The sequence below is a fragment of the Thioclava marina genome (assembly GCF_002020135.1).
Taxonomy (GTDB): domain Bacteria; phylum Pseudomonadota; class Alphaproteobacteria; order Rhodobacterales; family Rhodobacteraceae; genus Thioclava; species Thioclava marina.
The window spans coordinates 336161-362040 of the sequence record NZ_MPZS01000001.1; the positions used below are offsets into that span (position 1 = coordinate 336161).

A 25880-nucleotide genomic window follows, 5' to 3' on the forward strand; every position below is an offset into this window, starting at 1 on the left:
CAAGATGAAGAGGGATCAGTCGCGGATGACCAGATCGGCGGCGCGGCTTTCGCGGGTGATCGTGCGGCCGTTGGGCAGGTCGTTCTCTTCGACGCGGCGTTTCACCTCGGCGAGATCCAGCCCCTGCTCTTGCCATCGGCGGGCGAGACGTTGTCGCAGCACCTCTTCGGGCAGGTCGATGCGGATCGAGAGATCGAAAAGCGGGAAGAGATCGCGCCATCCGGGCCGGGTCAGGAGCAAGTAATTGCCCTCGACGATCAGAAACCTGGCGCTGCCCGGGACCGATGCGCCAGCGGGCACGGCGGCATCGGCGGCGCGATCGAAAACCGGTACCAGCACGTCTTCCCGCGCCGTTTTCAGACACTGCAGAAGAGCGGCGAAACCTTCCGTATCAAAGGTTGCCGGGGCACCCTTCACCTGACGCAGCCCGCGTTCGTCGAGCCAGTCATTGTCGCGGTGAAACCCGTCCATCGCAACGACCGCGGCCTCCGGGCCGAGCGCCTCGGCCAGCTCGTGCGCGATATGGGACTTGCCCGCGCCCGGGCCGCCCACGACCGCGATCAAGAGCCGGTCACCGTCGAGCTGACGGATATGGGCGGCGAGATCGGCGCGCGGAACCTGGAGTTCGCTCTCCATGAAGGCACCGTGATCGCCCATCGGGCCATTGCTGTCGCCAAGCCAGTCGGACATGAGGCCCTCAGCCCATCGCCGCGATCAAGCGCCCCAAAGCGCCCGACGGATCTTCCTCGCGCCAGATTTCCTCGCCCAGTGCGAACCAGTCGGTGACCGGGGCGAATTCGGCGATCAGCGCCTCGTTCAGCGCGCCCTCGGCCACGACCGGCACTTCGATCATCTCGGACCACCACTGGAAAAGATCGTGCTCGGCACGGGTGCCGGTGCCGAGCGTGGTTTCCCCCACCGGACCGAAGCAGACGTAATCGGCCCCCGCCTCGCCCGCGTTCATCCCCTCGTGGCGCGAGGCGCCGCAATGAGAGCCCACGATCGCATCCTGCCCCAGCGCCTTGCGTGCGGCGCGGATCTGGCGCGCGCCATCGGTGAAATGCACACCGTCGAGCCCATGGCGTTCGACGAGGCCCAGATGGGTCTCGATCACCAGCGCCACATCGCGGGCATGGGAAACTTCGCGCATCGCATCGGCTGCGCGGCCGATCTCGTATTCGTCGCGGCTCGCCAGGGCCAGGCGGATGCAGGCGACCTCATGGGCGTCGAGCACCGAGGCCAGTTTCGGCGCGAACTCCGCCGCGTCGAAAGCGGGCGGGGTGATCAGGTAGATTTGCGGACGATCCTCGGCCATGATCGGGCTCCTTTGCGGCTTTGGGGCCTCTTAGCGCAAGGCGCGCGGCCTTGCCAGTGCCAGCTTGCGCGACTAGGAGGGGCGCGAAAGGACCGACCTCATGCCCGACCTGCCCGATCCCGCCCAGCCTGCCTTCATCCTCGTGCGCCCGCAGATGGGCGAGAATATCGGGGCGGCGGCACGTGCAATGCTGAATTTCTCGCTGCGCAAGATGCGGCTGGTGGATCCGCGCGATGGCTGGCCGAACCCCAAGGCGGTGGCGATGGCATCCGGCGCGGCGGGTCAGGTGCTCGATTTCGCGGGTGTCTTCGACAATGTGGCCGAGGCGGTGGCCGATTGCGACTATGTCTTCGCCACGACCGCGCGGGGACGCGAGCTGCCGAAGCCGATTTTCACGCCCGAGGCCGCGATGGTCGAGGCGCGCAAACGCATTGTCGCGGGCCAGAAGGTCGGCATCCTCTTCGGGCCCGAGCGCACGGGGCTGGAGAATGACGACATCATCCGCGCCAATGCGATCATCACCGTGCCGGTGAACCCCGAGTTCTTCTCGCTCAACCTCGCGCAGGCCGTGTTGCTGACGGCGTATGAGTATTCGCGCCATACGATCGAGGCGGTGCCGGTCGATCCGGGCCTTGCGGGGCATGACCCGGCAAGCGCCATCGAGGTCGAGAAGCTTGGCGATCATTTCGAGATGCGGCTCGAGGAGGCGGGGTTCTTCCACCCGCCCGAGAAGGCGCCGATGATGAAGCGAAACCTGCGCAACATGTGGACACGCTTTGCGATGACACGCTCGGAGGTGCAGACGCTGCATGGCGCGCTGCGACAAATTCTCCGCGGTCGCGACTGACGCTTGGTCAAATCGCGCGACTGGCCCATCTTAGGGTCCATGTGGCGAGTGATCCGTGTCTCTTTTCTGGCCTTGGCAGCGGGCGGGACCTTGGGCCTGCTGGCGCTGTTGTGGTTCTACCCGGTGCTTGCGGCGGGGATCTGCCCGCGTTGTTTCGGGCTGGACCGGGCCGCACCCGCCATCTTCGTCGACCGCGCCATGCCGCGTGACGATCGCCGCGCACTGGTCGAGACGATCGACGCCGCCCGCGCGCAAGTCGCGCGTTTCTATCCCGAGCGCGCGGCCCACAGCCGCATTCTGGCCTGCTCCACGGAAGAGTGCGACCGGCGGCTGGGCGGGCGCGGGGCCGCCGCAGTGACCTATTCGTTGGGCCCTTGGGCCGTGGTGCGCGTGGCCCCGCGCGGGCTGACCGGGACGATCCTCGCCCATGAGCTGGCCCATACCGAGACCCATGCCCGGCTTGGCATGCTGGGACAGATCCGCGGCAAGATGCCCGCCTGGTTCGACGAGGGGCTCTCGGTGCTGGTCTCGGATGATCCGCGCTATCTCAATCCCGGCGCCGGGATTGAACGGTGCAAGGCCCTGCCCGATCAGCCCCTGCCCGTCTCGCCTTTCGAATGGGCGCCACTGGCCGGGCGCGATAACGGGCTTTATGCGCAGGCGGCCTGCGCTGTGCTGATCTGGGCGGCGCATCAGGGGGGCGACCCGGCGATCCTCGCCCGGCTCGACACCGGCACGGCCTTTCCCTGAGCGCAAGGCGGATTGCACTTGACCTTGGCGCGCCTGCGCAGAAAAAGAAGCCATGGCACAGGCATCTCTGAAAATCGACCTCGACGCCGTGGTCGCGAATTGGCGCGCTCTCGATGCGCGCTCTGGTGAGGCAACGCGCACGGCTGCGGTCGTGAAGGCCGACAGCTACGGGCTGGGGGCTGCGACGGTCGCACCCGCCCTCTATCGGGCCGGCGCGCGCGCGTTCTTCGTGGCGCTCACCGAGGAAGGCGCGAAGCTGCGTCCGCATCTGGGCGAGGATGCGCAGATCTTCGTGCTGGGCGGCCATATGGCCGGCGATGCCGAGGCGATCCGCGCGGGACGCCTGATCCCGATGCTGAACTCGCCCGAGCAGATGGCGCGCCATCTCGAGGCGCTGCCCGACGCGCCGTTCGGCGTGCAGCTCGATACCGGCATGAACCGGCTCGGGATGGAAAACGAGGACTGGCAGGAGGCCGCGCCTGCACTGCTCGAACGCGGCATCGAGCTGGTGATGAGCCACCTCGCCTGTGCCGACGAGCCCGAGCATGAGATGAACGCGCGCCAGCTGGCGGAGTTCAGGCGGATGACGGACGGGATGGCCGTAAAGCGCTCCCTTTCGGCCACCGGCGGCATCCTGCTTGGCCCCGATTATCATTTCGACCTCACCCGTCCAGGCATCGGTCTCTATGGCGGACGCCCCTTCGAGGCGGCGCTAGGCGTGGCGACCCTGTCGCTCCCGGTGATCCAGACCCGCGTGGTCCAGCCCGGCGAAACGGTGGGCTACGGCAATGCCTGGCAGGCCGAGCGGATCACCACGATCGCCACCCTCGCCGCCGGTTACGCGGACGGGATCCACCGGGTGCTGTCGAACATCACCGATCTTTATGCGGGCGATATCCCCTGCCCGCTGCGCGGCCGGGTCTCGATGGACCTGCTGACCGTGGATGTGACCGATCTCGACGAGGTGCCCGATACGCTCGACCTGATCGGTCCCTATCAGGGCGTCGATGCGCTGGCCGATGCCGCGGGCACGATCGGCTATGAGCTGCTGACGGCGCTCGGGCCGCGCTACAACCGGGTCTATTCGGAGCAGACCGGGTGAGCGTGCAAGCGCTCACCTCTCCCCTTGCGGCGCTCGGGCGGGCGACGCTGGCGCTTTTCGCCGCCACGGGTCGGCTGACCTTCTTCGTCGGCCAGACGCTGAGCCACCTGATCCGTCCGCCTTTCTACGCGCGTGAATTCTGGCTGGCCTGTCTCAATATCGGCTGGCTGTCACTGCCGGTAGTCGGGATGACCGCGCTTTTCACCGGCGCGGCACTGGCGCTGCAAATCTATGCGGGCGGCGCGCGCTTTTCGGCCGAACAGGTCGTGCCCTCGATCACCGCGATCGGCATGGTGCGCGAGCTTGGCCCGGTTCTGGGCGGCTTGATGGTGGCGGCGCGCGTCGCCTCCAGCATCGCAGCCGAGATCGGCACGATGAAAGTGACCGAACAGATCGACGCGCTGACCACGCTCTCCACCAACCCGATGAAATACCTCACCGTCCCGCGCGTCGTGGCGGCCACGCTTTGCGTGCCGATCCTCGTGGGCATTGGCGACATCATCGGGATCATGGGCGGCTGGATGGTCGGCACGACACGGCTTGGCTTCAACTCGGCCACCTATCTCAAGAACACCTGGGATTTCCTGGAATTTTGGGACGTGGGTTCGGGCCTCGTGAAGGGCGCGGCCTTCGGCTTCATCGTGGCCACGATGGGCTGCTATCACGGGATGAATTCGGGCCGGGGCGCGCAGGGCGTGGGCCGAGCAACGAAATCCGCCGTGGTCGCGGCCTCCGTTGCGATCCTTGCCGCGAACTACCTGCTGACGGAGGCCTTCTTCTCGGCATGATCACGCTTGAAGCCCTCACCAAGAGCTTCGGCTCCAAACATGTGCTGCGCGGCGTGGACCTCGTGGTGCCGACCGGGCAATCGACCGTGATCATCGGCGGTTCGGGCACCGGAAAATCGGTGCTGCTGAAATGCATCCTCGGGCTGATCGAGCCTGATGGCGGCACGATCACGCTGGACGGCGCGGATGTGCGGGTCGGCGACCGCGACGCCTTTCTCGCGCGCTTCGGGATGCTGTTTCAGGGAGGCGCGTTGTTCGACAGCCTCTCGGTCTGGGAAAACGTGGCCTTCCGCCTGCTGCGCGGCTCGCTCAAGCGCCCGAAACCCGAGGCACGCGAGATCGCCATCGAGAAGCTGCGCCGCGTGGGCCTGTCACCGGATGTGGCCGATCTCTTCCCGGCAGAGCTCTCGGGCGGGATGCAGAAGCGCGTAGGCCTTGCGCGCGCCATCGCCGCCGAGCCCGAGATCATCTTCTTCGACGAACCCACGACCGGGCTCGACCCGATCATGGCGGGCGTCATCAACGAGCTGATCCGCGAGATCGTGACCGAGATGGGCGCGACCGCGATGACGATCACCCATGACATGTCCTCGGTGCGCGCGATTGCCGACCGGGTCGCGATGCTGCATGCGGGCAAGATCCGCTGGGAAGGCCCGATCGCTGAAATGGACGCAACACCAGACCCTTACGTGCAACAGTTCATCCATGGTCGCGCCGAGGGCCCGATCGAGACGCTGCGCTGAGAGCGCGTGACTTCGCGCCCCCTTGCGGCTAGACCAAAAATGAAGACCGTCTCGCGAGGGCCCATGCTGAAATTCGCCAATCTGGCGCTGCTGATCCTGTTTCCCATCGCCTGGGCCGCGCCGCTTCTGCGCGCGGGGCTGCTGCCGTTCTTCGGGCTCGACACGATCTCGGTGCTCAGCGGGCTCCAGACGCTGTGGCAAAAGGATATCTTCCTCGCCGTCGTGGTCAGCTTCCTTGCCCTCTTCGCCCCCTATCTCAAGGTGATCGGCATCGCGCTGATCCAGTTCGACCTTGCCTCGCCCAAGCTCAAACCGGCACTGAACCTGCTGGGCAAGCTCGCCATGGCCGATGTCTTCCTGATCGCGATCTATATCGTTGTCGCGAAAGGCGTGGGCGTGGGCCGGCTCGAGACCGGCTGGGGGCTCTACTTGTTTACCGCCTGTGTCGGCGCCTCCTTCGCGATCTCGCATCTGGAGACGAAAAAGGCGCCGCAGGCCTGAGCCCCGGCGCCTTTCGGGTGTTCTTTCGGTTTCAGTCTCAGTGCACCGAGACCGGCGCCAGATCGTTCTGGCGGGCCAGCACGAAGGCCAGCTTGCGATCCTTGACCAGTGCGAGGCGCTCGCCATCGCTGTCATGGACCGCATAGAGATGATCCACGCCAGCCAGCTCCGCCTGCAATTCCTTGGGCAGATCCTGCACCGCCACTTCGCGGACATAGACGATGGGCTGCTCACCCTTGTCGCCAAAATCGAATTTCGTGTTCATGCGCGTCTCCTTTCCTGCCGTTCCTGCCGAGGCCTCATTTCCGGGCGATCGGGATGGTTTGCACAATCGTCTCGGGGTGGGCCCGCTTGAGATCGACATGCAAGAGCCCGTTCTCGGTCGTGGCCCCCGCCACCTCGACGCCATCGGCCAGAACGAAGCTGCGCTGGAAGGCGCGCGCCGCGATGCCGCGATGCAGGAAGATCCTCTCTTCCTCGTCGTCGGATTGGCGTCCCCGGATCACCAGCGCCCGATCTTCGAGCGTGATCGACAGGTCCTCCTCGCGAAAGCCCGCGACGGCCAAGGTGATGCGGAAGGCATCCTCGCCGCGCTGTTCGATATTGTAGGGGGGATAGGCGTCCGACCCTTTCGCGGTGCGCTCCACCAGCCGCTCAAGCTGATCGAAGCCCAGAAGGTAGGGATGTGCGCCAAAGCTCAGTTTCGTCATCAGGCAAGCCCTTGTTCAAGCGACGTTGCGAAAACGGACCCCGGCAACCGGCAATCCGCCTGAAACAAATATGGGCGGGGTGCCCGCGCGCCGCAAGAGGCGGAACTGTAACCAAGGCGCGGATTTTTCTCCTAAGTGTTTCGCAAACTGCTATATTGCAGGTCTCGCCCGGTCGTTTCAGTCGAGTCGGGAGATCGTTGTTTTCGTGACAGGACCGGATGCCGGACATGAATGCCCATATCGAGATGAACCACGAAGAAGTGCTGCGTGTGAAACTCGAGGTACTCAAACGCGAACATCGCGATCTCGACGAAGCGATCCACGCCCTCACCGAAACCGTCCATTCCGATCAACTGCGCTTGGTGCGCCTGAAAAAGCAGAAACTGGCGCTCAAGGACCAGATCGCACGGATCGAGGACCAGCTCACCCCCGACATCATCGCCTGAGCCCGCCGCAAGGCCTTGCCGCGACGGCACAGATTTCTATAGTGCGCGCTCCATCTGCGAGAGGGGATTTCATGGGCGTGAAAGTGGGAATCATCATGGGCAGCCAGTCAGACTGGCCCACGATGAAAGAAGCGGCGACTGTTCTCGACGAACTCGGTGTGGCCTATGAGGCTAAGATCGTCTCGGCGCATCGCACGCCCGACCGCCTCTGGGACTATGGAAAGACCGCCGTCGATCGGGGCCTGCATGTGATCATCGCGGGTGCAGGCGGCGCGGCCCACCTGCCCGGCATGATGGCCTCGAAGACCCGCGTGCCGGTGATCGGCGTGCCGGTCCAGACCCGCGCGCTCTCGGGTGTCGACAGCCTCTATTCGATCGTGCAGATGCCGAAAGGCTTCCCGGTCGCGACGATGGCGATCGGCGCGGCGGGTGCTGCCAATGCCGGCCTGATGGCAGCAGGCATCCTCGCGCTCGATGATCCCGAACTCGCCGCGCGGCTCGATGACTGGCGCGAGGCGCTTTCGGCCTCGATCCCGGAGGAACCGCAAGATGACTAATCCCCTGCCCGCCGGTGCGATCATCGGCATCCTTGGCGGCGGTCAGCTTGGCCGGATGCTCTCCGTCGCGGCCTCGCGCCTTGGCTACAAGACCCATATCTTCGAGCCCGGCGCGAACCCGCCCGCGGGCGAGGTGGCTCATGCGGTGACCACCGCGCCCTATGAGGACGAGGCCGCGCTGCGCGCCTTTGCCGAAGCCGTGGACGTGATCACCTATGAGTTCGAGAACGTGCCGACCTCGGCGCTCGATCTTCTCGAAAGCCTCAAACCCATCCGTCCGAACCGCCGCGCGCTCGCAGTCAGCCAGGATCGTCTGGTCGAGAAGGCCTTCCTCAACGATCTGGGCCTGCCGACCGCACCTTTCGCCGCGGTGGATGATCTGACCGACCTGAAAGAGGCGATCGCCGAGATCGGCTGCCCCGCGATCCTCAAGACCCGCCGCTTCGGCTATGACGGCAAGGGTCAGGTGGTGATCAACGCTCCCGAAGAGGCCGAAGCGGCGCTCGCGGATATGAAAGGCGCGCCCGCGATCCTCGAAGGCTTCGTGACCTTCTTCAAGGAGGTCTCGGTGATTGGCGCGCGTGCAGAAGACGGCGCGATTTCCTGCTTCGATCCGGGCCAGAACAAGCACGAGGACGGCATCCTGCGCACGACCACCGTGCCTGCCGCGATCACCGATGCGCAGCGCACCGACGCGGTGCTGCTCGCGGCCAAGATCCTCAACAAGCTCGATTATATCGGCGTGATGGGGGTGGAGCTGTTCGTCACGCGCGACACCCTGATCGTGAACGAGATCGCTCCGCGCGTGCACAATTCGGGCCACTGGACGCAGGCGGGCTGCGCGGTCGACCAGTTCGAGCAGCATATCCGCGCCGTAACCGGCTGGCCGCTGGGCGATGGTTCGCGCTATGCCGATGTCGAGATGGAGAACCTGATCGGCGACGACATGGACCGGGTGCCCGCGCTTGCGAAACTCGCGCGCTACCAGATCCATCTCTACGGCAAGGCCGAGGTGAAACCGGGCCGCAAGATGGGACATGTGAACCACATTCTCTGAAGCCACGCTGACATAGCAAAAGCGCCGGCCCGTGCCAGCGGGCCGGCGCTTTCGTTTCTGATCCGGTCAGAGTGCTTAACGCAGGTTCACTTCGCCGCCACCGTGAAACGCGTGCCCCAGGGGTCCGTCACGCTGTCACCGAAGCGCTCGGAGAATTGCGCGAGCGCCTCGGGCTCTGCACGTAGCCCCACCTCGGCCAGACCCGTCGCGGGTTGGTGGCGTTCCTTCGCGCCGCGGCTGTTCCAGACGTTCGTCGCGAGGTGGTGGTGATAGCCGCTCCAGCCGTGGAAATTCGCCCCCGGATAGCGCGCCATCACATTGGAGCCAAGCGTATCGCGATAAAAGGGCTCGGCCGGATCGAGCGCGCCCACCTGAAGGTGCACATGCCCGATGACGGTGCCGCTCGGCGCCCCACGCCACGGAGCGCGGGCCTCGGCCATCACGTCGCGCAGATCGAGCCGCTCGGTCGCCATCAGGATCTGATCGCCCTTGCGCGGCCAGTCCTCGCGACCCCGGTCGCGGTAAATCTCGATCCCGTTGCCTTCGGGGTCCGACAGGTAGAGCGCCTCGCTCACGAGGTGATCCGAGGCCCCTTCCAGCCGCCAACCCTTCTCGGCCGCGCGGTTGAGCCAGGCGCCCAGATCTGCGCGTTCGGGCAGAAGGAAGGCGGTGTGAAAAAGCCCTGCCTCTTCGCAGCCCGATTTGCGGGCGGTCTTGTCGGCCTGGAGTTGCACAAGCACCTGACCCCCGACCCCGTAGCGCGCCTCGGAAGCATCGCGAGAGATCCGCTCCAACCCGATCACATCCTCGTAGAAGGTGCCGACCCGATCGAGGTCATGGACCACGAGGGTCACATGCCCGATCTGAACGATTGCATCACTGGTTGCCATCTTGGCCTCCTCTTATTTCCGCGTTGGGCGGAGCGCATAGGCCCCGTCCCCGAGCAGCGCGAGCGCAAATTGCACCGCAGCCCACATCATCGGGTATTCCCAGCCGCCGCCTTGGTTGGCAAAGCTGAACCCATTGGCCCAATGCGCGGTGAAGGCCGCGCCGAGCAGGATGAAGGCAAGCCCGAACGAGACGATCCGCGCGTAGATCCCCGCGATCAGGGCAAGGCCGCCCACAATCTCGGCGATCATCGTCACCACCCCGAGCCAGCCCGGAAGGCCGAGCGACTGGAAGAAACCCATCGTGCCCGCAGGGGTGAAGACCAGCAGTTTGGTCAGCCCGTGCGTCAGGAACAGAGCCCCCGTCACGAGGCGCAGAACGAGAATGCCATAAGGCGCAAGTTTGGTATCGGTCATTTTGATCTCCCGTGGCCGCCGCCTCTCCGAACCCCTGTCCGGTGCCTTGCAGCCTTTGCATGGGCGGAAGATGATCCATCCTTTCTTCCAATGAAATGGTTATGGTATGGAATGACTTTCCACATTATGTTCTCAATGTAATGGATATCACCGATCAGCTCCGCGCCTTTGTCGCCACCGCCCAGACCGGCTCCTTCACCGCGGCCGCCGAGCGGCTGGGGATTTCGAACCGGCTTACCTCGAAATACGTGGCCGAGCTTGAGGAGCGGCTCGGCACGCGGCTCTTGCAGCGCACGACCCGGCGCGTCGGCCTGACCCCCGCAGGCGAGCGAATGCTGGCAGAGGCCCCTGCGCTGCTCGACGGGCTCGACGATCTGCTCAGCGAGGTCTCCGAACAATCACGCGGGTTTTCCGGAAGCCTGCGGATCTCGGCCCCGGTCACGTTCGGCGAGGTCTACGTCGCCGAGATGCTCGCCCGCTTCGCCGCCCCGCATCTGGATCTGACGATCGACCTGCAGCTTTCGGATGCGCAGACCGATCTGGCCGCCGAAGGGATCGACCTCGCTTTTCGTATCGGCATGCTGAGCGATCACAGCCTTCGCGCGCGCAAACTCTGCGATATCGGGATGCGGGTCGTGGCTTCGCCTGATTATCTCGCCCATCGCGAGCGCCCCGAACGCCCCGAGGATCTCGCGCGGCACCGCTGCATCCATGACACAAATCACGGCCCCACCCGGCGCTGGCGCTTCCGTAATGGCGGCAGTGTGCTCGACGTGCCGGTGCCTGCGCAGATCATGGTCAACAGTGCGCGCGCCACCTGCGAGCTGGCGCTGGCCGGGCACGGGATCGCCTATGGGCCCGATTTCGTGATGGCCCCCGAGATCGCGGAGGGACGGCTGGTGTCGGTATTCCCGCCCGAAATCCTCCATGACACCGCGCTTCACGCCGTCTATCTCGACGGGCCGAAACTGCCGCGCAAACTGCGCGCCTTGATCGAATTCGCCCGCGAGGATGCACGCAAGGCCTTCGATCCGCTCTAGGCCAGCGCCGGATCAGCCGCCAGCCGAGCGTTTGAGAGCCTGCGTGATCTGTGGCGGCTCGGGCGCCTGCCCCTCCGCCCGCTGATCCATCATGTCCTCGACAAAGAGGCTCAGAAGCGCGCCGCGACCGTTCACCCCGGCCTTGCGATAGATCGCGGCGCTTTGCGCCTTCACCGTGCCTTCCGAGGTTTCGCGCAGCGCCGCGATCTCGGAGATCGACAGCCCCTTGATCGCGAAAAGCGCCACCTCGCGCTCTGCTGCCGTCAGCCCCCAATCGGCGAAACGCTGCTCGAGCAGGTCCTCGAAGGCCGAGGTCGCAAGCCGCAGCCGATCGCGGGTCCGGGCCCCGTCGCGCAACGCACTGGCAAGCGCGAAGGCCCCCAGCCCGAGCCCGAGGACAAGGCCTAGCGCCGCACCGATCTCGAGGATCTCTCGACTTTGCCAGCTGATCGGCGCGGGATAGAGGCCAAAAACAGAAAGAAGAATATCGGAAACGAAAAACAGCGCGCAGACCGCTTGAAGCAGCAGAATGGCGCCCACGACCGCCGTTCGGCGGTAACGAGACTTCATCGGCCTTTACCTGTCGCCGGCTCAATCGTCATCATCGCCGCCACCGTCATCCCCGCCGCCATCGTCGGACCCGCTATCCGAACCACTGTCGGAATCACTGTCGGAGCCGCCATCGTCAGATCCCTCCGAGCCGCCGCTGTCGCTCTCCGAGTCCGATTCGCTCCGGTCATCGGAGTCGCCGCTGTCCGAGGTCGTCCCAGGCGAGCTTCCACCCCCCTCGGAGCGCAAACGGTCGTTACCGAGGATCGGCGCACGCCCCTTGCGTGACAGATCGCGCAGGATCTCGCCGGTGCGCGGATCAAGGACGATCTCGCGCTCGATATCCTTACGCTCCGCAGTGATCCGGATCCGGCCGAGGAAGGATCGCTCGACCTCGATCTCGCGATAGCCATAGGCACGCAATTGCCGGACCACCGCCTCGGTGGCGGTTTCCGCGACGGCCTGCCCCGTCCCGGCGACCAGCGCCACGAGACCCGCGACCACGAAGCTTCGCCTCTTCATTCCCACGCTCTCCAGATCTTCCTCAAGCGTGACTATGCCCGGTGCATGATGCACCGGGCAAGCCACTCAACCATCAATCGTCGTCGCTGCCGCCCGAGTCGTGATCACCCGAGTCATGATCGCCGGAATCGTGATCACCGGAATCGTGATCGCCCGAGTCATGATCGCTCGTCTCGTGGTCCGAACCCGAGTGATCGTCCTCGCGGTCCGAGCTGTGATCGTCATCCATCGAATCGTGATCCTCCCCGTCATCGTCGGAGAAATCCTCGGAGCGGGTCTGGACGCTCACGCCCTGAGTCATGTCCGCACCGGCCCGCGCCCGGTAGGTTTCCTGGCTGCGGATCTGGCCCGTCGCGCGATCATAGATCACCTCGATCTTCGTGCCGTTCGGGTTGTAGCCCTCGGCCTTGACCTCGGTCGGGCCGACTTCGATCTCGATATTGGTGAAACCGTTCTGCTGCAGATTGGCGGCAATCCCGTCGGTCGACACCTCGGCCAGGGCGAAATGCGCACCAGCGGCCAGAATGGCCAGCGCGGCGAGCGGGGTTTTCATGGTCATCATCGTCATTCCTCCGAATATGGGCTGCCGCGATCACGGCAAGGTGAGGCCAAGATCAGGCCCCTCCCCCCACCGGTCCATCGGTCCGAAGGTTAGACAGCGGGTTTCAAACCTAAGTCGAAAGCCCATAAACCTAGGTTTATGCCGACTCAGCCCTCCATTTCGAAGCCCAGGTGACGCGCTACGGTGAACACGTCCTTGTCGCCACGACCGCACATGTTCATCACGATGATATGGTCTTTGGGCAGATCAGGCGCGATCTTCATCACATGCGCCAGTGCGTGCGAGGGCTCGAGCGCCGGGATGATCCCCTCAAGCCGGCAGGAGAACTGGAACGCCTCCAGCGCTTCCTTGTCGGTGATGTTCACATATTCCGCGCGGCCCGTGTCGTGCAGCCAGCTATGCTCGGGCCCGATGCCCGGATAGTCGAGCCCGGCCGAGATCGAGTGCCCTTCGAGGATCTGCCCGTCCTCGTCCTGCAACAGGTAGGTCCGGTTGCCATGCAGCACGCCCGGGCGCCCGCCGGTGAGCGAGGCGCAATGCTCCATCTTCTCGTCGACACCATGGCCGCCAGCCTCGACGCCGATGATGCGCACCGAAGGATCATCGAGGAATGGGTGGAACAGGCCCATCGCGTTCGAGCCGCCGCCGATCGCCGCGATCAGCGTGTCGGGCAGACGGCCCTCGCCTTCCTGTTCTTCCAGTTGCCAGCGGACTTCCTTGCCGATGACCGACTGGAAATCGCGCACCATCGCCGGATAGGGATGCGGGCCCGCCACCGTGCCGATGCAATAGAACGTGTCGCGCACATTGGTCACCCAGTCGCGCAGCGCATCGTTCATCGCGTCCTTCAGCGTGCCCCGGCCCGATTTCACCGGCACCACCTCGGCGCCCAGAAGGCGCATGCGGAAGACGTTGGGCGCCTGACGCTCGACATCCGTCGCGCCCATATAAACCACGCATTTCAACCCGAAGCGTGCGCAGACCGTGGCCGTCGCCACACCATGCTGACCCGCACCGGTCTCGGCGATGATCCGGGTCTTGCCCATGCGCTTTGCCAGCAGGATCTGCCCCAGCACGTTGTTGATCTTGTGCGCGCCGGTGTGGTTGAGCTCATCGCGCTTGAGATAGATCTTCGCGCCGCCCAGCTCCTCGGTGATCCGGGGGGCGAAATACAAGGGCGACGGACGGCCCACGTAATATTTCCACAGATGGTCCATCTCGGCCCAGAACTCCGGGTCGGTCTTGGCCTTCTCGTATTCCTCTTCCAATGCGAGGATCAGCGGCATCAGCGTCTCGGAGACGAACCGCCCGCCGAAAATGCCGAACCGCCCGTTCTCGTCGGGCACGTTCATGAAGGAATTGATCAGGTCGTCGGCCATGGCTCACCTCGCGCGTCTGTTCCGCAAAGCTCTAGCGTCAAAGCGCGGCGAGATAAATCCCCCCGCCCCTTCTTCTTGACCCAAATATCTCGGGGGAGTCTCCGCAGGAGACGGGGGCAGCGCCCCCTTTCTCGCGCATGATTTGTCGCCATCGGCGACGGGCAGAGCCCCCTTCCCGATCGCCAATCATCGCCCCCCGCAGACAGGGGGCGAAGCGCTTTCCGTCACAGATAATCCGCGCGCGCGAGCCCGTATTTCGCCATCTTCTCGTTGAGCGTCCGGCGCGGCAGGCAAAGCTCTTCCATCACCGCCGAGATAGACCCTTTGTGGCGGCGCATCGTATTGTCGATCAGCATCTTTTCGAAGCTCTCGACATATTCCTTGAGCGGCTTGCCCTCGGTGGTGATCGCGGCCGGTCCCGCCTCTTCGTCATCGGCCATCAGGAGCGACGCGATCGAGCCCGAGCCGCGGCGCGATTGCAGGACGGCGCGTTCGGCCACGTTGATGAGCTGGCGGACATTGCCCGGCCAAGGCGCCTGCAACAGCTGCGCGGCCTCCTGCGCGGTCACCTCGGGCACGTCGCAGCCGTATTCATCGGCGAATTGCTCGGACATGCGGTTGAAGAGGGTCAGGATATCCTCGCCGCGCGCACGCAGCGGCGGCAGGGTAATCTTGAGGGCGGCCAGGCGATAATAGAGGTCGGGGCGCAGCGCGTCCTCGACCGTCTTGCCCTCGCCATGGGTGTTGCAGATGGCGACGATCCGGGTTTCGGCGGGCGCGCCCTGATCGTTGATGAATTGCAGAAGACGTGCCTGAAGCGATTGGCTGAGCGCCTCGACATCCTCGAGACACAGCGTGCCCCCGCGCGCTTCCTCGACGAGCGGCAGACCGCCCTCTTCGACCGGGCCGAAAAGCTTGGCGGCCAGCGCTTCTTCCGTCAGCGCCGCACAGCTCACCACGACGAACTTCTTGCCCGCGCGCGGGCCGGTCGCATGCAACGCATGGGCGACCAACGTCTTGCCGGTGCCGGTCTCGCCGTCGATCAGCACGTGCCCATCGGCCTGGGAGAGATCGAGAATGTCCTCGCGCAGACGCTCCATCGGCTCGGAGGTGCCGATCAGCTTGCCCATCACCTTCTCGCCCTCGGCGAGATCGCGGCGCAGCGCCCGATTGTCGAGCGTCGTGCGGCGCATCTGCGTCGCGCGCTTGGCCAGCTCCGTCATCCGATCCGGCGAGAACGGCTTTTCCATGAAATCCATCGCGCCGAGCCGCATCGCCTCGACCGCCATCGGCACATCGCCATGGCCGGTGATCATGATCACCGGAAGACCGCTGTCGATCCCCATCAGGCGCTTGAGAAAGGCCATCCCGTCCATGCCCGGCATGCGGATATCCGAGATCACCACCCCCGGCCAGTCCGGTCCGATCTCCTTGAGCGCCTCTTCCGCGCTTGCGAAGGTCGCGGTGTCGAATCCCGACAGCGCCAGCCACTGGCTGACCGACTGCCGCATATCTTCCTCGTCATCGACGATCGCCACTTTCAACGTTCTTGCCATGTCTTACTCCGCGGCCCTGATGGACCTGTTCTTGTCCGATAGCAGCGGCAGCTGGACCTCGAAGACCGCACCCCCGCTCTCGGAATTATGGGCGGTCAGACGACCGCCGAAGTCACTAATGATGGAAGAGGAAATCGCGAGACCCAACCCGGTTCCCTCTCCCGGTTTTTTTGTTGTCCAGAACGGCTCGAACAGCTTGTCGAGATCGGTGATCCCGGGGCCGTTGTCGCGCACGCTCAGCACCGCCGTCTCGCCGCTGGTGAGCAGGATCTCGACCTGCGGCTCTTCCACCGATTTGGTGGCGTCGAGCGCGTTTCGCAACAGGTTGATGATAACCTGCTCGAGCCGGATCCGGTCGGCCATCACCATCACGGCGGCGCGCGGCATCGTTCGGATGATGTGGACCTTGCGGGTCTTGAGCTGCGGCTCCATCATCGAGAGCGCCTCGGAGAGCGCCGAGCGCAGATCGACGGGCTCGAAGGCTTCGCCGCCCTTGCGGGCATAGGATTTGAGCTGGCGCGTGATCGCCCCCATCCGCCCGATCAGATCGTCGATACGCTGGAAAGACGACAGCGCCTCCTCGACGCGGGCGCGCTGCAAAAGCAGCTTCGCGCCCGCCAGATAGGTCTTCATCGCGGCCAGCGGCTGGTTGAGCTCGTGGCTTACCGCCGCCGACATCTCGCCCAGAGCCGCCAGTTTCGACGACTGCGCCAGCGTCTGTTCGGCCACGGCGAGATCCTTCTGCGCCTTCTCGCGTTCCGCGATCTCGCGGCTCAGACGGGCGTTGAGCGCGCGCAGCTCCGCCGATTCGGCACGCAGCGCCTGGCTTTGCCGACGCGCGCGCCGCGAGAGGCCATAGAAGACGAAGGCCAGCAGGATCGCGAAGCCCATGATCTGCAAGGCCAGCACCGCATTCACCCGCTCGCGCACGGAATCGTAGCTGGTAAAGGCGATCATCTTCCAGCCACGGAAGGGGATGCGCGCCTCGGTGCGCATCACCGCCTGACCGCGCAAGTAAGCGTCGGGCGCCTCGTTCGCCCAATCGGCCGTCGCCTGAAGCGCGCGCTGGATCGCCGAGGGCGCCGAGCGCGCCGCAAGCGCCTCGGCCATGGTGACGCCGCGCCAGCGCGGCTCGGTCGTCAGGATGATCTTTCCTTCGCTGTCGACCACCGCCAGCGCATCCGAAATCCCCGCCCAGGCCCGCTCGAATTTCGATAGATCCGCCTCGACCACGATCACACCGACGGGACGGTTGTCCTGGATCACCGCGCGCGAATAGTCGAATTCCGTGCCGCCCGCCTCGTTCGTATTGACCGAGAAGATCGTCCCCCGCGATCGCGTCGCATCGACGAAAAAGGGAGTGTTGGAGAAATTCATCCCGATCTGGGTGCGATTGGTCGACGCGACGACGCGGCCTTGCATATCCAGAAGCCGGATCGAGGCGACCGCAACCTCCTTGCGCGCCGTGATCAGCTGCGCCGAGGCAGTGGAATAATCCGTCGTATCGAGCGCCTGCGTGAGCTGCGGATCGCGCGCCAGCAGCAGCGGCACGACGGAAGTCCGCTGCAGCTCCGACATGATGTTGCCGGTGTAAAGCGCCAGACGCAGCTCGGTGCGCACCCGCGTGGTTTCCGTGAAACGCTGGGTAAGCCATTGATTGGTCACCCACATCACCGCCCCCGCGAGCACGAGGATCACCACGACCGCGATGCGCAGCATCCAGCGCGAACGCCGCGTGCGACCGATCGGGCCGAAACCGCTGTCGCCCTCGGGCAGCGGTTCCTGCAGGATCAGCGGGTCTGGCATCGCTTGCGTCATGCGCGAAGTCTAAGCCAGAGGCAAAGCTGCAACAAGCACGGGCGGTTAGGCGCTCTCGAGCACCGAAGTCAACGCGCGGAAAAGCGCCGCCCCGTCGGCGCCGCCTTGCGCATCCTCGATCACACGTTCGGGATGCGGCATCATGCCCAGCACACGGCGGTTTTCCGACAGCACGCCCGCGATATCGTCGACCGAGCCGTTGGGGTTCTCGACATAGCGGAAAGCCACGCGATCCTCGCCTTGAAGCCGCGCCAGCCCTTCGGCGTCGATCTGGTAATTGCCGTCGTGATGGGCGACCGGGATCACGATCTCCTGCCCCGCCTCGTAGCCGGAGGTAAAGGCGCTGTCGGTGGTCGCGACACGCAGCGACAGGGGTTTGGAGACGAATTTCAGCCCCGCATTGCGCATCAGGGCGCCCGGCAGAAGCTTCATCTCGGTCAGCACCTGAAACCCGTTGCAGATCCCCAGCACATAGCCGCCGCGCCCCGCGAAATCGGCCACCGCGCGGCCGATCGGCGAGCGCGAGGCGATTGCGCCGCAGCGCAGGTAATCGCCGTAGGAGAAACCGCCCGGCACGCCGATGATATCGACACCGGCGGGGATCTCGGTCTCCTTGTGCCAGACCTTGACGACCTCGGCCCCGGCCTGCGCGAAGGCCACGCTCAGATCACGGTCGCAATTCGAACCGGGGAAGGTGATGACGGCGGCTTTCATGGGCGCAAACTCCTAGCCAAAAGTTTCGCGCCCTCGAATTGGCGCAAATATCCCAGGGGGTCCGGGGGAGGATCCCCCGGCGCGGCGCGATCAGGCGATCTCGATCGTGTATTTCTCGATCACGGTATTGGCGAGCAGCTTCTCGCACATATCCTTGACCTCGGCCTCGGCCGCAGCCTTGTCGGTCGCGGCCAGATCGAGCTCGATCACCTTGCCCTGGCGCACGGCCTCGACACCGCCGAAGCCCATATGGCCAAGCGCGTGGCGCACGGCCTCACCTTGCGGGTCGAGCACCCCATCTTTCAGCATCACATGAACGCGGGCTTTCATCCGGGAGGCTCCTTTCAGTTGATCAGCGTCGGTTTGATCGGCTGCGTGTTCGTGGGCAGCACGCCCAGACGCTTGGCCACTTCGGTATAGGCATCGGTCAGCGAGCCGAGATCGCGGCGGAACACGTCCTTGTCGAGCTTCTGGCCCGTCTTGATGTCCCACAGGCGGCAGCTGTCGGGGCTGATCTCGTCGGCAACGATCAGGCGCATGAAATCGCCATCCCAGATCCGGCCGATCTCGATCTTGAAGTCGATCAGCTTGATGCCCACGCCGTAGAAGACGCCGGTGAGGAAGTCGTTCACCCGCAGTGCCAGCGCCACGATATCATCGAGATCCTGCTGGTTGGCCCAGCCGAAGGCGATGATGTATTCCTCGGGCACGAGCGGATCGCCGAGCTCGTCGTTCTTGTAGCTGTATTCGACGATCGGGCGCGGCAGCGGCGTACCCTCCTCGAGACCCAGACGCTTCGCGATGGAGCCCGCCGCGAAATTGCGTACGATCACCTCGAGCGGCACGATCTCGACCTGGCGGATCAACTGCTCGCGCATGTTGAGCCGCTTGATGAAGTGGTTCGGCACGCCGATATTCGCGAGGCCCGTCATGAAATACTCGGACAGGCGGTTGTTCAGGACACCCTTGCCTTCGATCGTCGCTTTCTTCTGCGCGTTGAAGGCGGTCGCGTCGTCCTTGAAATACTGCACGAGCGTTCCGGGCTCGGGGCCTTCATACAGGATCTTCGCCTTGCCTTCGTAGATCTTCTTGCGCCGGGGTGCCATCGCGTCTCCGTTCTCGCTAGGCGCGGAAAGGTCGGGTCAGAGGCTGCGCGCCGCAGATAGCGCTTCGCCCCCGCGCGCCTTCCGCGAAAGGGTGTTGATCGCCCTATAGGCCAAGCCCGCCCTTGCCGCAAGGCAAAGCGCAAGGGCTTTCACAATGAAACACACCCACGTCAAAGCGCCCCGAAATGAGATTTTCGGGCCCCTTTGCTCTTGCGGGCGGCGGCAGGGGCGTGCATATCCAAGGTAACGGATACTTTACCGGGAGGAAGCAGGCGATGACCACCTTCGACGATCGCGAAAACGCCTATGAAAACAAGTTCGCCCATGATGCCGAACTTCAGTTCAAGGCCGATGCGCGCTGCAACAAGATGCTGGGCCAATGGGCCGCGGGGCTGCTGGGCAAGACCGGCGCCGAGGCAGAGGCCTATGTCGTCAGCGTCGTGAAATCGGATTTCGAGGAAGCCGGGCACGAAGACGTCTTCCGCAAGCTCTCGGCCGATCTGGGCGAGAAGGCCGACGAGGCCACGATCCGGGCGAAAATGGCCGAATGCATGGCCGAGGCGCGCCGCCAGGTGGTCGAAGAGGCAGAGTAATCTCCGCCTGCCCCAATTCCAAAAGGCCGGGTGCGCGAGCACCCGGCCTTTTTCTTTACGGGCTTCTTTACGGACCACCTTCAACCCGTATCCTCAAACGCCGCTCAAGACCTTCATGAAGGAAAGGAATTTGCCAATTCCGCCCCATCATGGCAGGAGAAGACCCAACCGCCGCGCCCGACGCGGCCCATTTGTATTTTGACGAGGCCCCGATGACCGACGCGCTGAGCCGCCTTCTTGAGACCCGCGACTGGTTGATGACCGATGGCGCGACGGGCACGAACCTGTTCAACATGGGTCTGAGCTCGGGCGATGCGCCGGAGCTGTGGAACGCGGACGAACCGGCAAAGATCGCCAAGCTCTACTCGCTTTCGGTCGATGCGGGCTCGGACCTGTTCCTGACCAACAGCTTCGGCGGCAACGCCTCGCGCCTGAAGCTGCACAATTCGCAACACCGGGTGCGCGAGCTGAACCGGCTGGCCGCCGAGATCGGCCGCGAGGTCGCCGACAAGGCGGGCCGCACCGTGGTCGTGGCGGGCTCGATGGGCCCCACAGGCGAGATCTTCGCGCCGATGGGCACGCTGACCCATGAGCTCGCGGTCGAGATGTTCCATGAACAGGCCGAAGGGCTGAAAGAAGGCGGCGCGGATGTGCTCTGGGTCGAGACGATCTCGGCGCCCGAGGAATACAAGGCCGCGGCCGAAGCCTGCCAGCTTGCGGGCATGCCCTGGTGCGGCACGATGAGCTTCGACACGGCGGGCCGCACGATGATGGGCGTGACCTCGCAGGCGATGGTCAACATGGTCGACAAGCTGGCCTACCCGCCGCTGGCCTTCGGCGCGAATTGCGGCGTTGGCGCCTCGGACCTGCTGCGCACCGTGCTTGGCTTTGCCGCGACCGGCACCGAGCGCCCGATCATCGCCAAGGGCAATGCGGGCATCCCGAAATATGTCGACGGCCACATCTGCTATAACGGCACGCCCGAACTGATGGCCGAATATGCGGTGATGGCGCGCGATTGCGGCGCCACGATCATCGGCGGGTGCTGCGGCACGATGGCCGAGCATCTCGTGGCGATGCGCGAAGCGCTGGAGACCCGCCCGCGCGGCCCGCGCCCGACGCTCGAGGAGATTTCGGCCAAACTGGGCGGGTTCTCGTCCGAAGATGACGGGCTGGGCGAAGGCGGAGCCAAGCGCGAGCGGCGCGGGCGTCGGCGCGGCTGAGAGCGGTCGGGGTCAGATTGGGGGCGCTGCCCCCCGGCCTGACGGCCTCCCCCCGGGATATTTGAACCAAGAGGAAGAGAGGGTCGGGATTTCCCGGCGGATGGAATATGCGCGCGCTGCAGACGAGATCAGAACAGTTCGAGCTGATCGCCCGGCCGGGGCGGGATGTGGAACTGCGTCACGTCCAGTTCGGGCAGCTGGCGCACGAAGCCGAGCCTTTTGCAGCTGAGCCGGAAGCGTTGCTGCAACAGTTCGGCCATCTCGCCTTCCCCCTTCATCCGCGCGCCGAAGCGCGGATCGTTGAGCCGTCCGCCGCGCATGTCGCGAATCCGGCCCAGAACTTTTTCAGCCTTGCCGGGGTGGTGACGCTCCATCCAGTCGGCGAAGAGCGGCGCCACCTCATGCGGCAGGCGCACCGGCATCATCGCGGCGGCCTTCGCCCCGGCCCTGCGCGCCTCGGTCAGGATCGCCTCCAGCTCGTGATCGGTGAGGCCGGGGATCATCGGCGCGGCCATCACGCGCACGGGGATGCCGGCGCGCGAGAGTTCGCGGATCATGCGGATACGGGTCGGCGGGCTGGGCGCGCGCGGCTCCATCTGGCGGGCCAGTTTCGCATCGAGAGTCGTGACCGAGACCCCCACCTGCGCGAGCCCTGCCTCAGCCATCGGTGCGAGAATGTCGAGATCGCGCAGGATCGTCGAGCCGCGGGTGACGATCGAGACCGGGTGGCGATAGGTCCAGAGCACCTCGAGCACGCGGCGCATGATCTCCATCTTGCGTTCGATCGGCTGGTAGGGATCGGTACTCGTACCGATGGCCAGCACCTGCGGGCGGTAGCTTTTCTTGCGCAGCTCGTCCTCCAGCACCTGCGGCGCCTCGGGCTTCGCGATCAGCCGGGTCTCGAAGTCCAGACCCGCCGAAAGACCGAGATAGCCGTGGCTGGGGCGCGCGAAACAGTAGATGCAGCCATGCTCGCAGCCGCGATAGGGGTTGAGCGAGCGCTCGAAGGGCACATCGGGCGACTGGTTGCGGGTGATCACCGAGCGCGGGCGTTCCACCGAGACCTCGGTGCGGATCAGGCGTTCCTCTTCCGCGATGTCCCAGCCGTCATGCTCGGGCGCGCGGGCATACGGTTCGAACCGGCCCGCCGGGCGCGAGGCAGCGCCGCGCGCACGCAGGCGCTCGGACGGGTTCGCGGGGTGAAGATCGAAGGGCAGACTCATGCCCGAAATCTAGAACGAAATGAGAACATTTGCCAAGTGGAGTCCCGCCGAACCCGCCTGAGGTCGGACAAAACACCGCGTATGTCGCAATTCGCCAAGACTTGACGGGGCCCCGGCCCCACCACAAAGGTAACACCGGCTCGCAGGAGAACGCACACATGGCCGAAGACGACGACGATATCATCCTCTCCGAACTCGACGATGACGAGCTCACCGCGCAGATGATGGATGACCTCTATGACGGTCTCAAGGAAGAGATCGAGGAGGCCACCCGGATCCTGCTCGATCGCGGCTGGACCCCCTATGACATCCTGACCAAGGCGCTGGTCGCCGGGATGACGATCGTGGGCAACGATTTCCGCGACGGCATTCTGTTCGTGCCCGAAGTCCTGCTGGCCGCGAACGCGATGAAGGGCGGCATGGCCATCCTCAAGCCGCTCCTGGTGGAGACCGGCGCGCCGCGCATGGGCAAGATGGTGATCGGCACGGTGAAGGGCGATATCCACGATATCGGCAAGAACCTTGTCGCGATGATGATGGAAGGCGCGGGTTTCGAGATCGTCGATCTGGGGATCAACAATCCGGTCGAGAACTATCTCGACACGGCCAAGGCCGAAGGCGCGGATATCATCGGCATGTCGGCGCTGCTGACCACCACGATGCCCTACATGAAGGTCGTGATCGACACGATGAAGGAACAGGGCATCCGCGACGATTACATCGTTCTGGTGGGCGGGGCCCCGCTGAATGAGGAATTCGGCAAGGCGATCGGCGCCGATGCCTATTGCCGCGATGCCGCCGTGGCGGTGGAGACCGCGAAGGCCTTCATTTCGCGCAAGCACAATCAGGTCGGCGTCTGATCCCGCGACATCTGAGCGGAATACAGCCCAGCCATGCATCGCAAAGGCCCCGTTTTTTTCAGCGGGGCCTTTTCATATGCCCCCTCGCGCCCCATACTCTAAAAGACGGAGGATACGCGATATGCCGCTGCCACATTTCCTGCTGCTGATCCTGTTCGTGATCGTTCTGGCCGGGGCCACGATCTGGGCCTTTGCCGCCTCGGGCGTGCCGATGGCCACGCTCGGGCTGATGGTCCTGATCGCGGCGGGCGTTGCACGGATGATGGCACGGGTGGAATGACCACCCTTCCCGGTGATGTTACCCTTTCCAAGGACGGTCTGGCGCCCGAAGGCACGGGTCGGCTCTTGCTGATCGCCTGCGGGGCGCTCGCGCGTGAGATCCTGGCGCTCAAGCAGATGAACGGCTGGGATCACATTGACCTGACCTGCCTGCCCGCGAACCTGCACCTTTACCCCGAGAAGATCACCGACGCGGTGACCGCAGCGGTCGAGAAATTTCGCGCTGCCTATGACGATATCTTCATCGTCTATGCCGATTGCGGAACGGGCGGGCAGCTGGAGGCGCGCTGTGCCGAGCTTGGCGTCGAGATGATCGCGGGGCCGCATTGCTATTCCTTCTTCGAAGGCAATGCGCTCTTTGCCGAGAAAGCCGAGGATGAAATCACGGCCTTCTACCTCACCGATTTTCTCGTGCGCCAGTTCGACGCTTTCGTCTGGCGCCCGATGGGGTTCGACCGCCATCCCGAGGTGGTGCCGATGATGTTCGGCAATTACGACCGGCTGATCTACCAGGCGCAGACCGACGATCCGGCGCTCGACGCGAAGGCGCGCGAGGCGGCCGATCGGCTCGGCCTGCGTTATGAGCGGCGCTTTACCGGCTATGGCGATCTGGCCACCAGTCTGACCCAATTCGCCGCCAAATCGGGCCGAGCGGTTTAACTCCGTTTGAAATTTCCTTAAACAGCGACCGAAATGCTTGGCTTCGCTGCATCGCGGCGATATTTGCGAAGCAAATCCGAAATTCACGGCCCGCCCCTCCCCGGTCGCGGGCCTTTGCTTTACAGGAAGAGCCTTATGACTCTGTCGCAATGGCGCAGCCAGTGGACTGGCAACACCCGCGCCGACATCCTCTCCGGTCTCGTGGTGGCGCTCGCGCTGATCCCGGAGGCCATCGCCTTCTCGATCATTGCGGGCGTGGACCCGAAAGTCGGCCTCTATGCCTCCTTCATGATCGCCACCGTGACTGCGCTTTTCGGCGGCCGTCCGGGCATGATCTCGGCCGCGACGGCGGCAACGGCGGTGCTGATGGGTACGCTGGTGCGCCAGCACGGGCTCGACTATCTGCTCGCCGCCTCGATCCTCGCCGGGGTGATCCAGATGATCGCGGGCGCGCTGAACCTCGGCACGGTGATGCGCTTCGTGTCGAAATCGGTGATGACCGGCTTCGTGAACGCGCTGGCGATCCTGATCTTCATGGCGCAATGGCCGGAGCTCGATCCCAGCAAGGTGCCGCCGATCACCTATGCGCTGGTGATCGCCGGACTTGCGATCATCTACCTTCTGCCGCGCGTCTTCCGCGCCATCCCCTCGCCGCTGATCGCGATCCTCGTCTTGAGCGCGGTGACCATCGGCCTCGGCCTCGACGAGGTGCATACCGTGGCCGATATGGGCGCCCTGCCCGACCAGCTTCCCTCGCTGTTGATCCCCGACATCCCCTTCACCTTCGAGACCTTGCAGATCATCCTGCCCTATTCGGTCGCGGTGGCGGTGGTCGGGCTTCTCGAAAGCCTGATGACGCAGAACATCGTCGACGAGATGACCGACACGCGCTCGGACCGCAAACAGGAATGCTATGGTCAGGGCATCGCGAATGTCTGCTCGGGCTTCATCGGCGGCATGGCCGGTTGTGCGATGATCGGCCAGTCGGTGATCAACGTGACTTCGGGCGGGCGCACGCGCCTGTCGACCCTGACCGCAGGCGTCGCGCTCCTGATCTTCTGCGTGGTGCTGGGCGAATGGGTCGGCCGCATCCCGATGCCCGCGCTCGTGGCGATCATGATCATGGTCTCGATCGGCACCTTCAGCTGGGCCTCGATCGGCCAGCTGCGCACGATGCCGATGTCGTCGAACGTCGTGATGCTGGCGACCGTGGCTTTCGTCGTCGTCACCCATAACCTCGCGATCGGCGTGCTGGTGGGCGTTCTGCTGTCGGGGATCTTCTTCGCGGGCAAGATCGCACAGATGACCGAGATCACCTCGCGCCTGAACGAGACCCACAACCTGCGCACCTATTACATCAAGGGCCAGGTCTTCTTCGCCACGGTCGAAGAGTTCAACCGCGCCTTCGACTTTCAGGAAAAGCTCGAGCGCGTCGTGATCGACCTCACCCATGCCCATATCTGGGATATCTCCTCGGTCGCGGCGCTGGACCGGGCAGTGGGCAAGTTCCGCCTCGCGGGCACGGAAGTGAAGGTCGTCGGGATGAACCACGCGACCGAGACGATCATCGACAAGCTGTCGAATGGCGGTCAGGTCGCAGCCGGGCACTGAGCCGGCGCACGCCTTCCTGCGAGGGCGTCCGAAACGCAATGAGGGGGCCGAAGCCCCCTCATTCA

Annotated in this window: 32 protein-coding genes; 16 read left to right on the forward strand and 16 right to left on the reverse strand. The window is 64.7% G+C overall.

Annotated elements, in window-relative coordinates; translation table 11 throughout:
- Positions 1 to 15: 15 nt before the first annotated feature.
- Both BMG00_RS01560 and BMG00_RS01565 read right to left on the reverse strand, forming a co-directional pair.
- Positions 16 to 690 (reverse strand): AAA family ATPase, encoded by a 675-nt coding sequence (locus BMG00_RS01560; protein ID WP_245794930.1) that lies wholly within the window; start codon positions 688 to 690, stop codon positions 16 to 18.
- 7 nt (positions 691 to 697) lie between these two features.
- Positions 698 to 1315: a thiamine phosphate synthase gene (locus tag BMG00_RS01565; protein ID WP_078573192.1), complete on the reverse strand. Its 618-nt coding sequence runs from the start codon at positions 1313 to 1315 to the stop codon at positions 698 to 700.
- Between the two features lie 100 nt (positions 1316 to 1415).
- Between BMG00_RS01565 and BMG00_RS01570 the strand changes: the two genes are divergently transcribed.
- The 6 genes from BMG00_RS01570 (at position 1416) to BMG00_RS01595 (ending at position 6046) form a co-directional block, all read left to right on the forward strand.
- Positions 1416 to 2162 carry an RNA methyltransferase gene (locus BMG00_RS01570; RefSeq protein ID WP_078527925.1) on the forward strand — a complete coding sequence of 249 codons (747 nt, stop codon included), beginning with the start codon at positions 1416 to 1418 and terminating at the stop codon, positions 2160 to 2162.
- 39 nt (positions 2163 to 2201) lie between these two features.
- Positions 2202 to 2912, forward strand: coding sequence for a hypothetical protein (locus BMG00_RS01575; protein ID WP_078573193.1), 711 nt, complete (start codon positions 2202 to 2204; stop codon positions 2910 to 2912).
- Between the two features lie 52 nt (positions 2913 to 2964).
- Positions 2965 to 4014, forward strand: a complete 1050-nt coding sequence (alr, locus tag BMG00_RS01580; protein WP_078573194.1) for an alanine racemase — start codon at positions 2965 to 2967, stop codon at positions 4012 to 4014.
- 2 nt (positions 4015 to 4016) lie between these two features.
- On the forward strand, positions 4017 to 4802 hold the full coding sequence (locus BMG00_RS01585) for an MlaE family ABC transporter permease (protein ID WP_078574223.1): 786 nt from the start codon (positions 4017 to 4019) through the stop codon (positions 4800 to 4802).
- Positions 4799 to 5545, forward strand: coding sequence for an ABC transporter ATP-binding protein (locus BMG00_RS01590; RefSeq protein WP_078573195.1), 747 nt, complete (start codon positions 4799 to 4801; stop codon positions 5543 to 5545). The genes BMG00_RS01585 and BMG00_RS01590 overlap by 4 nt, the downstream gene beginning before the upstream one ends.
- 63 nt (positions 5546 to 5608) lie before the next feature.
- On the forward strand, positions 5609 to 6046 hold the full coding sequence (locus BMG00_RS01595) for a paraquat-inducible protein A (RefSeq protein ID WP_078527934.1): 438 nt from the start codon (positions 5609 to 5611) through the stop codon (positions 6044 to 6046).
- 37 nt (positions 6047 to 6083) lie between these two features.
- Here the strand turns inward: BMG00_RS01595 and BMG00_RS01600 are convergent, their stop codons facing one another.
- Positions 6084 to 6311 carry a DUF1150 family protein gene (locus tag BMG00_RS01600; RefSeq protein WP_078527936.1) on the reverse strand — a complete coding sequence of 76 codons (228 nt, stop codon included), beginning with the start codon at positions 6309 to 6311 and terminating at the stop codon, positions 6084 to 6086.
- A gap of 34 nt (positions 6312 to 6345) precedes the next feature.
- On the reverse strand, positions 6346 to 6756 hold the full coding sequence (locus BMG00_RS01605; RefSeq protein WP_078527938.1) for an Hsp20 family protein: 411 nt from the start codon (positions 6754 to 6756) through the stop codon (positions 6346 to 6348).
- A gap of 227 nt (positions 6757 to 6983) precedes the next feature.
- Here BMG00_RS01605 and BMG00_RS01610 point away from each other — a divergent pair, with 227 nt between their 5' ends.
- The 3 genes from BMG00_RS01610 to BMG00_RS01620 all read left to right on the forward strand — a co-directional run bounded on the left by BMG00_RS01610 (position 6984) and on the right by BMG00_RS01620 (position 8816).
- Positions 6984 to 7202, forward strand: coding sequence for a YdcH family protein (locus BMG00_RS01610; RefSeq protein WP_078528153.1), 219 nt, complete (start codon positions 6984 to 6986; stop codon positions 7200 to 7202).
- 71 nt (positions 7203 to 7273) lie between these two features.
- A complete protein-coding gene (purE, locus tag BMG00_RS01615; protein WP_078527940.1) occupies positions 7274 to 7759 on the forward strand; it encodes a 5-(carboxyamino)imidazole ribonucleotide mutase in 486 nt (161 codons plus the stop codon).
- A complete protein-coding gene (locus BMG00_RS01620; RefSeq protein WP_078573196.1) occupies positions 7752 to 8816 on the forward strand; it encodes a 5-(carboxyamino)imidazole ribonucleotide synthase in 1065 nt (354 codons plus the stop codon). The genes purE and BMG00_RS01620 overlap by 8 nt, the downstream gene beginning before the upstream one ends.
- Positions 8817 to 8902: 86 nt before the next feature.
- Here BMG00_RS01620 and BMG00_RS01625 read toward each other — a convergent pair whose 3' ends face one another.
- Together BMG00_RS01625 and BMG00_RS01630 are read right to left on the reverse strand one after the other, a co-directional pair.
- Complete coding sequence (locus BMG00_RS01625) at positions 8903 to 9706, reverse strand: VOC family protein (RefSeq protein WP_078573197.1); 804 nt, start codon at positions 9704 to 9706, stop codon at positions 8903 to 8905.
- Positions 9707 to 9718: 12 nt separating this feature from the next.
- Complete coding sequence (locus BMG00_RS01630; protein WP_078573198.1) at positions 9719 to 10120, reverse strand: DoxX family protein; 402 nt, start codon at positions 10118 to 10120, stop codon at positions 9719 to 9721.
- Positions 10121 to 10260: 140 nt separating this feature from the next.
- Between BMG00_RS01630 and BMG00_RS01635 the strand changes: the two genes are divergently transcribed.
- Entirely contained in the window at positions 10261 to 11160 is a 900-nt protein-coding gene (locus tag BMG00_RS01635; RefSeq protein WP_078573199.1) for a LysR family transcriptional regulator, read from the forward strand.
- A 12-nt stretch (positions 11161 to 11172) separates the two neighbouring features.
- Here the strand turns inward: BMG00_RS01635 and BMG00_RS01640 are convergent, their stop codons facing one another.
- The 9 genes from BMG00_RS01640 to purC all read right to left on the reverse strand — a co-directional run bounded on the left by BMG00_RS01640 (position 11173) and on the right by purC (position 19366).
- Positions 11173 to 11730: a helix-turn-helix transcriptional regulator gene (locus tag BMG00_RS01640; protein WP_078573200.1), complete on the reverse strand. Its 558-nt coding sequence runs from the start codon at positions 11728 to 11730 to the stop codon at positions 11173 to 11175.
- 21 nt (positions 11731 to 11751) lie between these two features.
- Positions 11752 to 12231 (reverse strand): PepSY domain-containing protein, encoded by a 480-nt coding sequence (locus tag BMG00_RS01645; RefSeq protein WP_078573201.1) that lies wholly within the window; start codon positions 12229 to 12231, stop codon positions 11752 to 11754.
- Positions 12232 to 12304: 73 nt separating this feature from the next.
- Positions 12305 to 12790: a hypothetical protein gene (locus tag BMG00_RS01650; protein WP_146642532.1), complete on the reverse strand. Its 486-nt coding sequence runs from the start codon at positions 12788 to 12790 to the stop codon at positions 12305 to 12307.
- A 149-nt stretch (positions 12791 to 12939) separates the two neighbouring features.
- Positions 12940 to 14172 (reverse strand): tryptophan synthase subunit beta, encoded by a 1233-nt coding sequence (gene trpB / locus BMG00_RS01655; RefSeq protein WP_078527956.1) that lies wholly within the window; start codon positions 14170 to 14172, stop codon positions 12940 to 12942.
- 224 nt (positions 14173 to 14396) lie between these two features.
- The gene (locus tag BMG00_RS01660) at positions 14397 to 15728 is read right to left on the reverse strand and encodes a sigma-54-dependent transcriptional regulator (RefSeq protein WP_078527958.1); all 1332 of its coding nucleotides are present in this window, start codon (positions 15726 to 15728) and stop codon (positions 14397 to 14399) included.
- Between the two features lie 3 nt (positions 15729 to 15731).
- The gene (locus BMG00_RS01665; RefSeq protein ID WP_425443992.1) at positions 15732 to 17546 is read right to left on the reverse strand and encodes a sensor histidine kinase; all 1815 of its coding nucleotides are present in this window, start codon (positions 17544 to 17546) and stop codon (positions 15732 to 15734) included.
- Positions 17547 to 17591: 45 nt separating this feature from the next.
- Positions 17592 to 18260: a phosphoribosylformylglycinamidine synthase subunit PurQ gene (gene purQ, locus BMG00_RS01670; protein WP_078527962.1), complete on the reverse strand. Its 669-nt coding sequence runs from the start codon at positions 18258 to 18260 to the stop codon at positions 17592 to 17594.
- A 90-nt stretch (positions 18261 to 18350) separates the two neighbouring features.
- The gene (gene purS / locus BMG00_RS01675; protein WP_038073125.1) at positions 18351 to 18590 is read right to left on the reverse strand and encodes a phosphoribosylformylglycinamidine synthase subunit PurS; all 240 of its coding nucleotides are present in this window, start codon (positions 18588 to 18590) and stop codon (positions 18351 to 18353) included.
- Positions 18591 to 18604: 14 nt separating this feature from the next.
- Positions 18605 to 19366 (reverse strand): phosphoribosylaminoimidazolesuccinocarboxamide synthase, encoded by a 762-nt coding sequence (purC, locus tag BMG00_RS01680; RefSeq protein ID WP_078527964.1) that lies wholly within the window; start codon positions 19364 to 19366, stop codon positions 18605 to 18607.
- Between the two features lie 275 nt (positions 19367 to 19641).
- On the opposite strand from purC, the gene BMG00_RS01685 reads away from it, so the two are divergent.
- Positions 19642 to 19959, forward strand: a complete 318-nt coding sequence (locus BMG00_RS01685; RefSeq protein WP_078527966.1) for a DUF1476 domain-containing protein — start codon at positions 19642 to 19644, stop codon at positions 19957 to 19959.
- 212 nt (positions 19960 to 20171) lie between these two features.
- Positions 20172 to 21182 (forward strand): betaine--homocysteine S-methyltransferase, encoded by a 1011-nt coding sequence (gene bmt / locus BMG00_RS01690; RefSeq protein ID WP_078528156.1) that lies wholly within the window; start codon positions 20172 to 20174, stop codon positions 21180 to 21182.
- A 128-nt stretch (positions 21183 to 21310) separates the two neighbouring features.
- On the opposite strand, the gene BMG00_RS01695 is transcribed toward bmt, so the two are convergent.
- Positions 21311 to 22405, reverse strand: a complete 1095-nt coding sequence (locus BMG00_RS01695) for a PA0069 family radical SAM protein (RefSeq protein ID WP_078573202.1) — start codon at positions 22403 to 22405, stop codon at positions 21311 to 21313.
- Positions 22406 to 22563: 158 nt separating this feature from the next.
- Between BMG00_RS01695 and BMG00_RS01700 the strand changes: the two genes are divergently transcribed.
- The 4 genes from BMG00_RS01700 to BMG00_RS01710 all read left to right on the forward strand — a co-directional run bounded on the left by BMG00_RS01700 (position 22564) and on the right by BMG00_RS01710 (position 25815).
- Complete coding sequence (locus BMG00_RS01700; RefSeq protein WP_078527970.1) at positions 22564 to 23265, forward strand: corrinoid protein; 702 nt, start codon at positions 22564 to 22566, stop codon at positions 23263 to 23265.
- 121 nt (positions 23266 to 23386) lie between these two features.
- A complete protein-coding gene (locus BMG00_RS17700) occupies positions 23387 to 23545 on the forward strand; it encodes a hypothetical protein (protein ID WP_168172740.1) in 159 nt (52 codons plus the stop codon).
- The gene (locus BMG00_RS01705) at positions 23542 to 24204 is read left to right on the forward strand and encodes a DUF1638 domain-containing protein (protein WP_078573203.1); all 663 of its coding nucleotides are present in this window, start codon (positions 23542 to 23544) and stop codon (positions 24202 to 24204) included. The genes BMG00_RS17700 and BMG00_RS01705 overlap by 4 nt, the downstream gene beginning before the upstream one ends.
- 135 nt (positions 24205 to 24339) lie before the next feature.
- Positions 24340 to 25815 (forward strand): SulP family inorganic anion transporter, encoded by a 1476-nt coding sequence (locus BMG00_RS01710; protein WP_078527974.1) that lies wholly within the window; start codon positions 24340 to 24342, stop codon positions 25813 to 25815.
- The last annotated feature ends 65 nt before the right edge of the window (positions 25816 to 25880 follow it).

Excerpts from the sequence above, each read along its gene's own strand:
- BMG00_RS01560 (WP_245794930.1), bottom strand. The coding sequence starts at position 690 with ATGTCCGACTGGCTTGGCGACAGCAATGGCCCGATGGGCGATCACGGT.
- BMG00_RS01565 (WP_078573192.1), bottom strand. The coding sequence starts at position 1,315 with ATGGCCGAGGATCGTCCGCAAATCTACCTGATCACCCCGCCCGCTTTC.
- BMG00_RS01570 (WP_078527925.1), top strand. The coding sequence starts at position 1,416 with ATGCCCGACCTGCCCGATCCCGCCCAGCCTGCCTTCATCCTCGTGCGC.
- BMG00_RS01575 (WP_078573193.1), top strand. The coding sequence starts at position 2,202 with ATGTGGCGAGTGATCCGTGTCTCTTTTCTGGCCTTGGCAGCGGGCGGG.
- alr (WP_078573194.1), top strand. The coding sequence starts at position 2,965 with ATGGCACAGGCATCTCTGAAAATCGACCTCGACGCCGTGGTCGCGAAT.
- BMG00_RS01590 (WP_078573195.1), top strand. The coding sequence starts at position 4,799 with ATGATCACGCTTGAAGCCCTCACCAAGAGCTTCGGCTCCAAACATGTG.
- BMG00_RS01595 (WP_078527934.1), top strand. The coding sequence starts at position 5,609 with ATGCTGAAATTCGCCAATCTGGCGCTGCTGATCCTGTTTCCCATCGCC.
- BMG00_RS01600 (WP_078527936.1), bottom strand. The coding sequence starts at position 6,311 with ATGAACACGAAATTCGATTTTGGCGACAAGGGTGAGCAGCCCATCGTC.
- BMG00_RS01605 (WP_078527938.1), bottom strand. The coding sequence starts at position 6,756 with ATGACGAAACTGAGCTTTGGCGCACATCCCTACCTTCTGGGCTTCGAT.
- BMG00_RS01610 (WP_078528153.1), top strand. The coding sequence starts at position 6,984 with ATGAATGCCCATATCGAGATGAACCACGAAGAAGTGCTGCGTGTGAAA.
- purE (WP_078527940.1), top strand. The coding sequence starts at position 7,274 with ATGGGCGTGAAAGTGGGAATCATCATGGGCAGCCAGTCAGACTGGCCC.
- BMG00_RS01620 (WP_078573196.1), top strand. The coding sequence starts at position 7,752 with ATGACTAATCCCCTGCCCGCCGGTGCGATCATCGGCATCCTTGGCGGC.
- BMG00_RS01625 (WP_078573197.1), bottom strand. The coding sequence starts at position 9,706 with ATGGCAACCAGTGATGCAATCGTTCAGATCGGGCATGTGACCCTCGTG.
- BMG00_RS01630 (WP_078573198.1), bottom strand. The coding sequence starts at position 10,120 with ATGACCGATACCAAACTTGCGCCTTATGGCATTCTCGTTCTGCGCCTC.
- BMG00_RS01635 (WP_078573199.1), top strand. The coding sequence starts at position 10,261 with ATGGATATCACCGATCAGCTCCGCGCCTTTGTCGCCACCGCCCAGACC.
- BMG00_RS01640 (WP_078573200.1), bottom strand. The coding sequence starts at position 11,730 with ATGAAGTCTCGTTACCGCCGAACGGCGGTCGTGGGCGCCATTCTGCTG.
- BMG00_RS01645 (WP_078573201.1), bottom strand. The coding sequence starts at position 12,231 with ATGAAGAGGCGAAGCTTCGTGGTCGCGGGTCTCGTGGCGCTGGTCGCC.
- BMG00_RS01650 (WP_146642532.1), bottom strand. The coding sequence starts at position 12,790 with ATGACCATGAAAACCCCGCTCGCCGCGCTGGCCATTCTGGCCGCTGGT.
- trpB (WP_078527956.1), bottom strand. The coding sequence starts at position 14,172 with ATGGCCGACGACCTGATCAATTCCTTCATGAACGTGCCCGACGAGAAC.
- BMG00_RS01660 (WP_078527958.1), bottom strand. The coding sequence starts at position 15,728 with ATGGCAAGAACGTTGAAAGTGGCGATCGTCGATGACGAGGAAGATATG.
- BMG00_RS01665 (WP_425443992.1), bottom strand. The coding sequence starts at position 17,546 with ATGACGCAAGCGATGCCAGACCCGCTGATCCTGCAGGAACCGCTGCCC.
- purQ (WP_078527962.1), bottom strand. The coding sequence starts at position 18,260 with ATGAAAGCCGCCGTCATCACCTTCCCCGGTTCGAATTGCGACCGTGAT.
- purS (WP_038073125.1), bottom strand. The coding sequence starts at position 18,590 with ATGAAAGCCCGCGTTCATGTGATGCTGAAAGATGGGGTGCTCGACCCG.
- purC (WP_078527964.1), bottom strand. The coding sequence starts at position 19,366 with ATGGCACCCCGGCGCAAGAAGATCTACGAAGGCAAGGCGAAGATCCTG.
- BMG00_RS01685 (WP_078527966.1), top strand. The coding sequence starts at position 19,642 with ATGACCACCTTCGACGATCGCGAAAACGCCTATGAAAACAAGTTCGCC.
- bmt (WP_078528156.1), top strand. The coding sequence starts at position 20,172 with ATGACCGACGCGCTGAGCCGCCTTCTTGAGACCCGCGACTGGTTGATG.
- BMG00_RS01695 (WP_078573202.1), bottom strand. The coding sequence starts at position 22,405 with ATGAGTCTGCCCTTCGATCTTCACCCCGCGAACCCGTCCGAGCGCCTG.
- BMG00_RS01700 (WP_078527970.1), top strand. The coding sequence starts at position 22,564 with ATGGCCGAAGACGACGACGATATCATCCTCTCCGAACTCGACGATGAC.
- BMG00_RS17700 (WP_168172740.1), top strand. The coding sequence starts at position 23,387 with ATGCCGCTGCCACATTTCCTGCTGCTGATCCTGTTCGTGATCGTTCTG.
- BMG00_RS01705 (WP_078573203.1), top strand. The coding sequence starts at position 23,542 with ATGACCACCCTTCCCGGTGATGTTACCCTTTCCAAGGACGGTCTGGCG.
- BMG00_RS01710 (WP_078527974.1), top strand. The coding sequence starts at position 24,340 with ATGACTCTGTCGCAATGGCGCAGCCAGTGGACTGGCAACACCCGCGCC.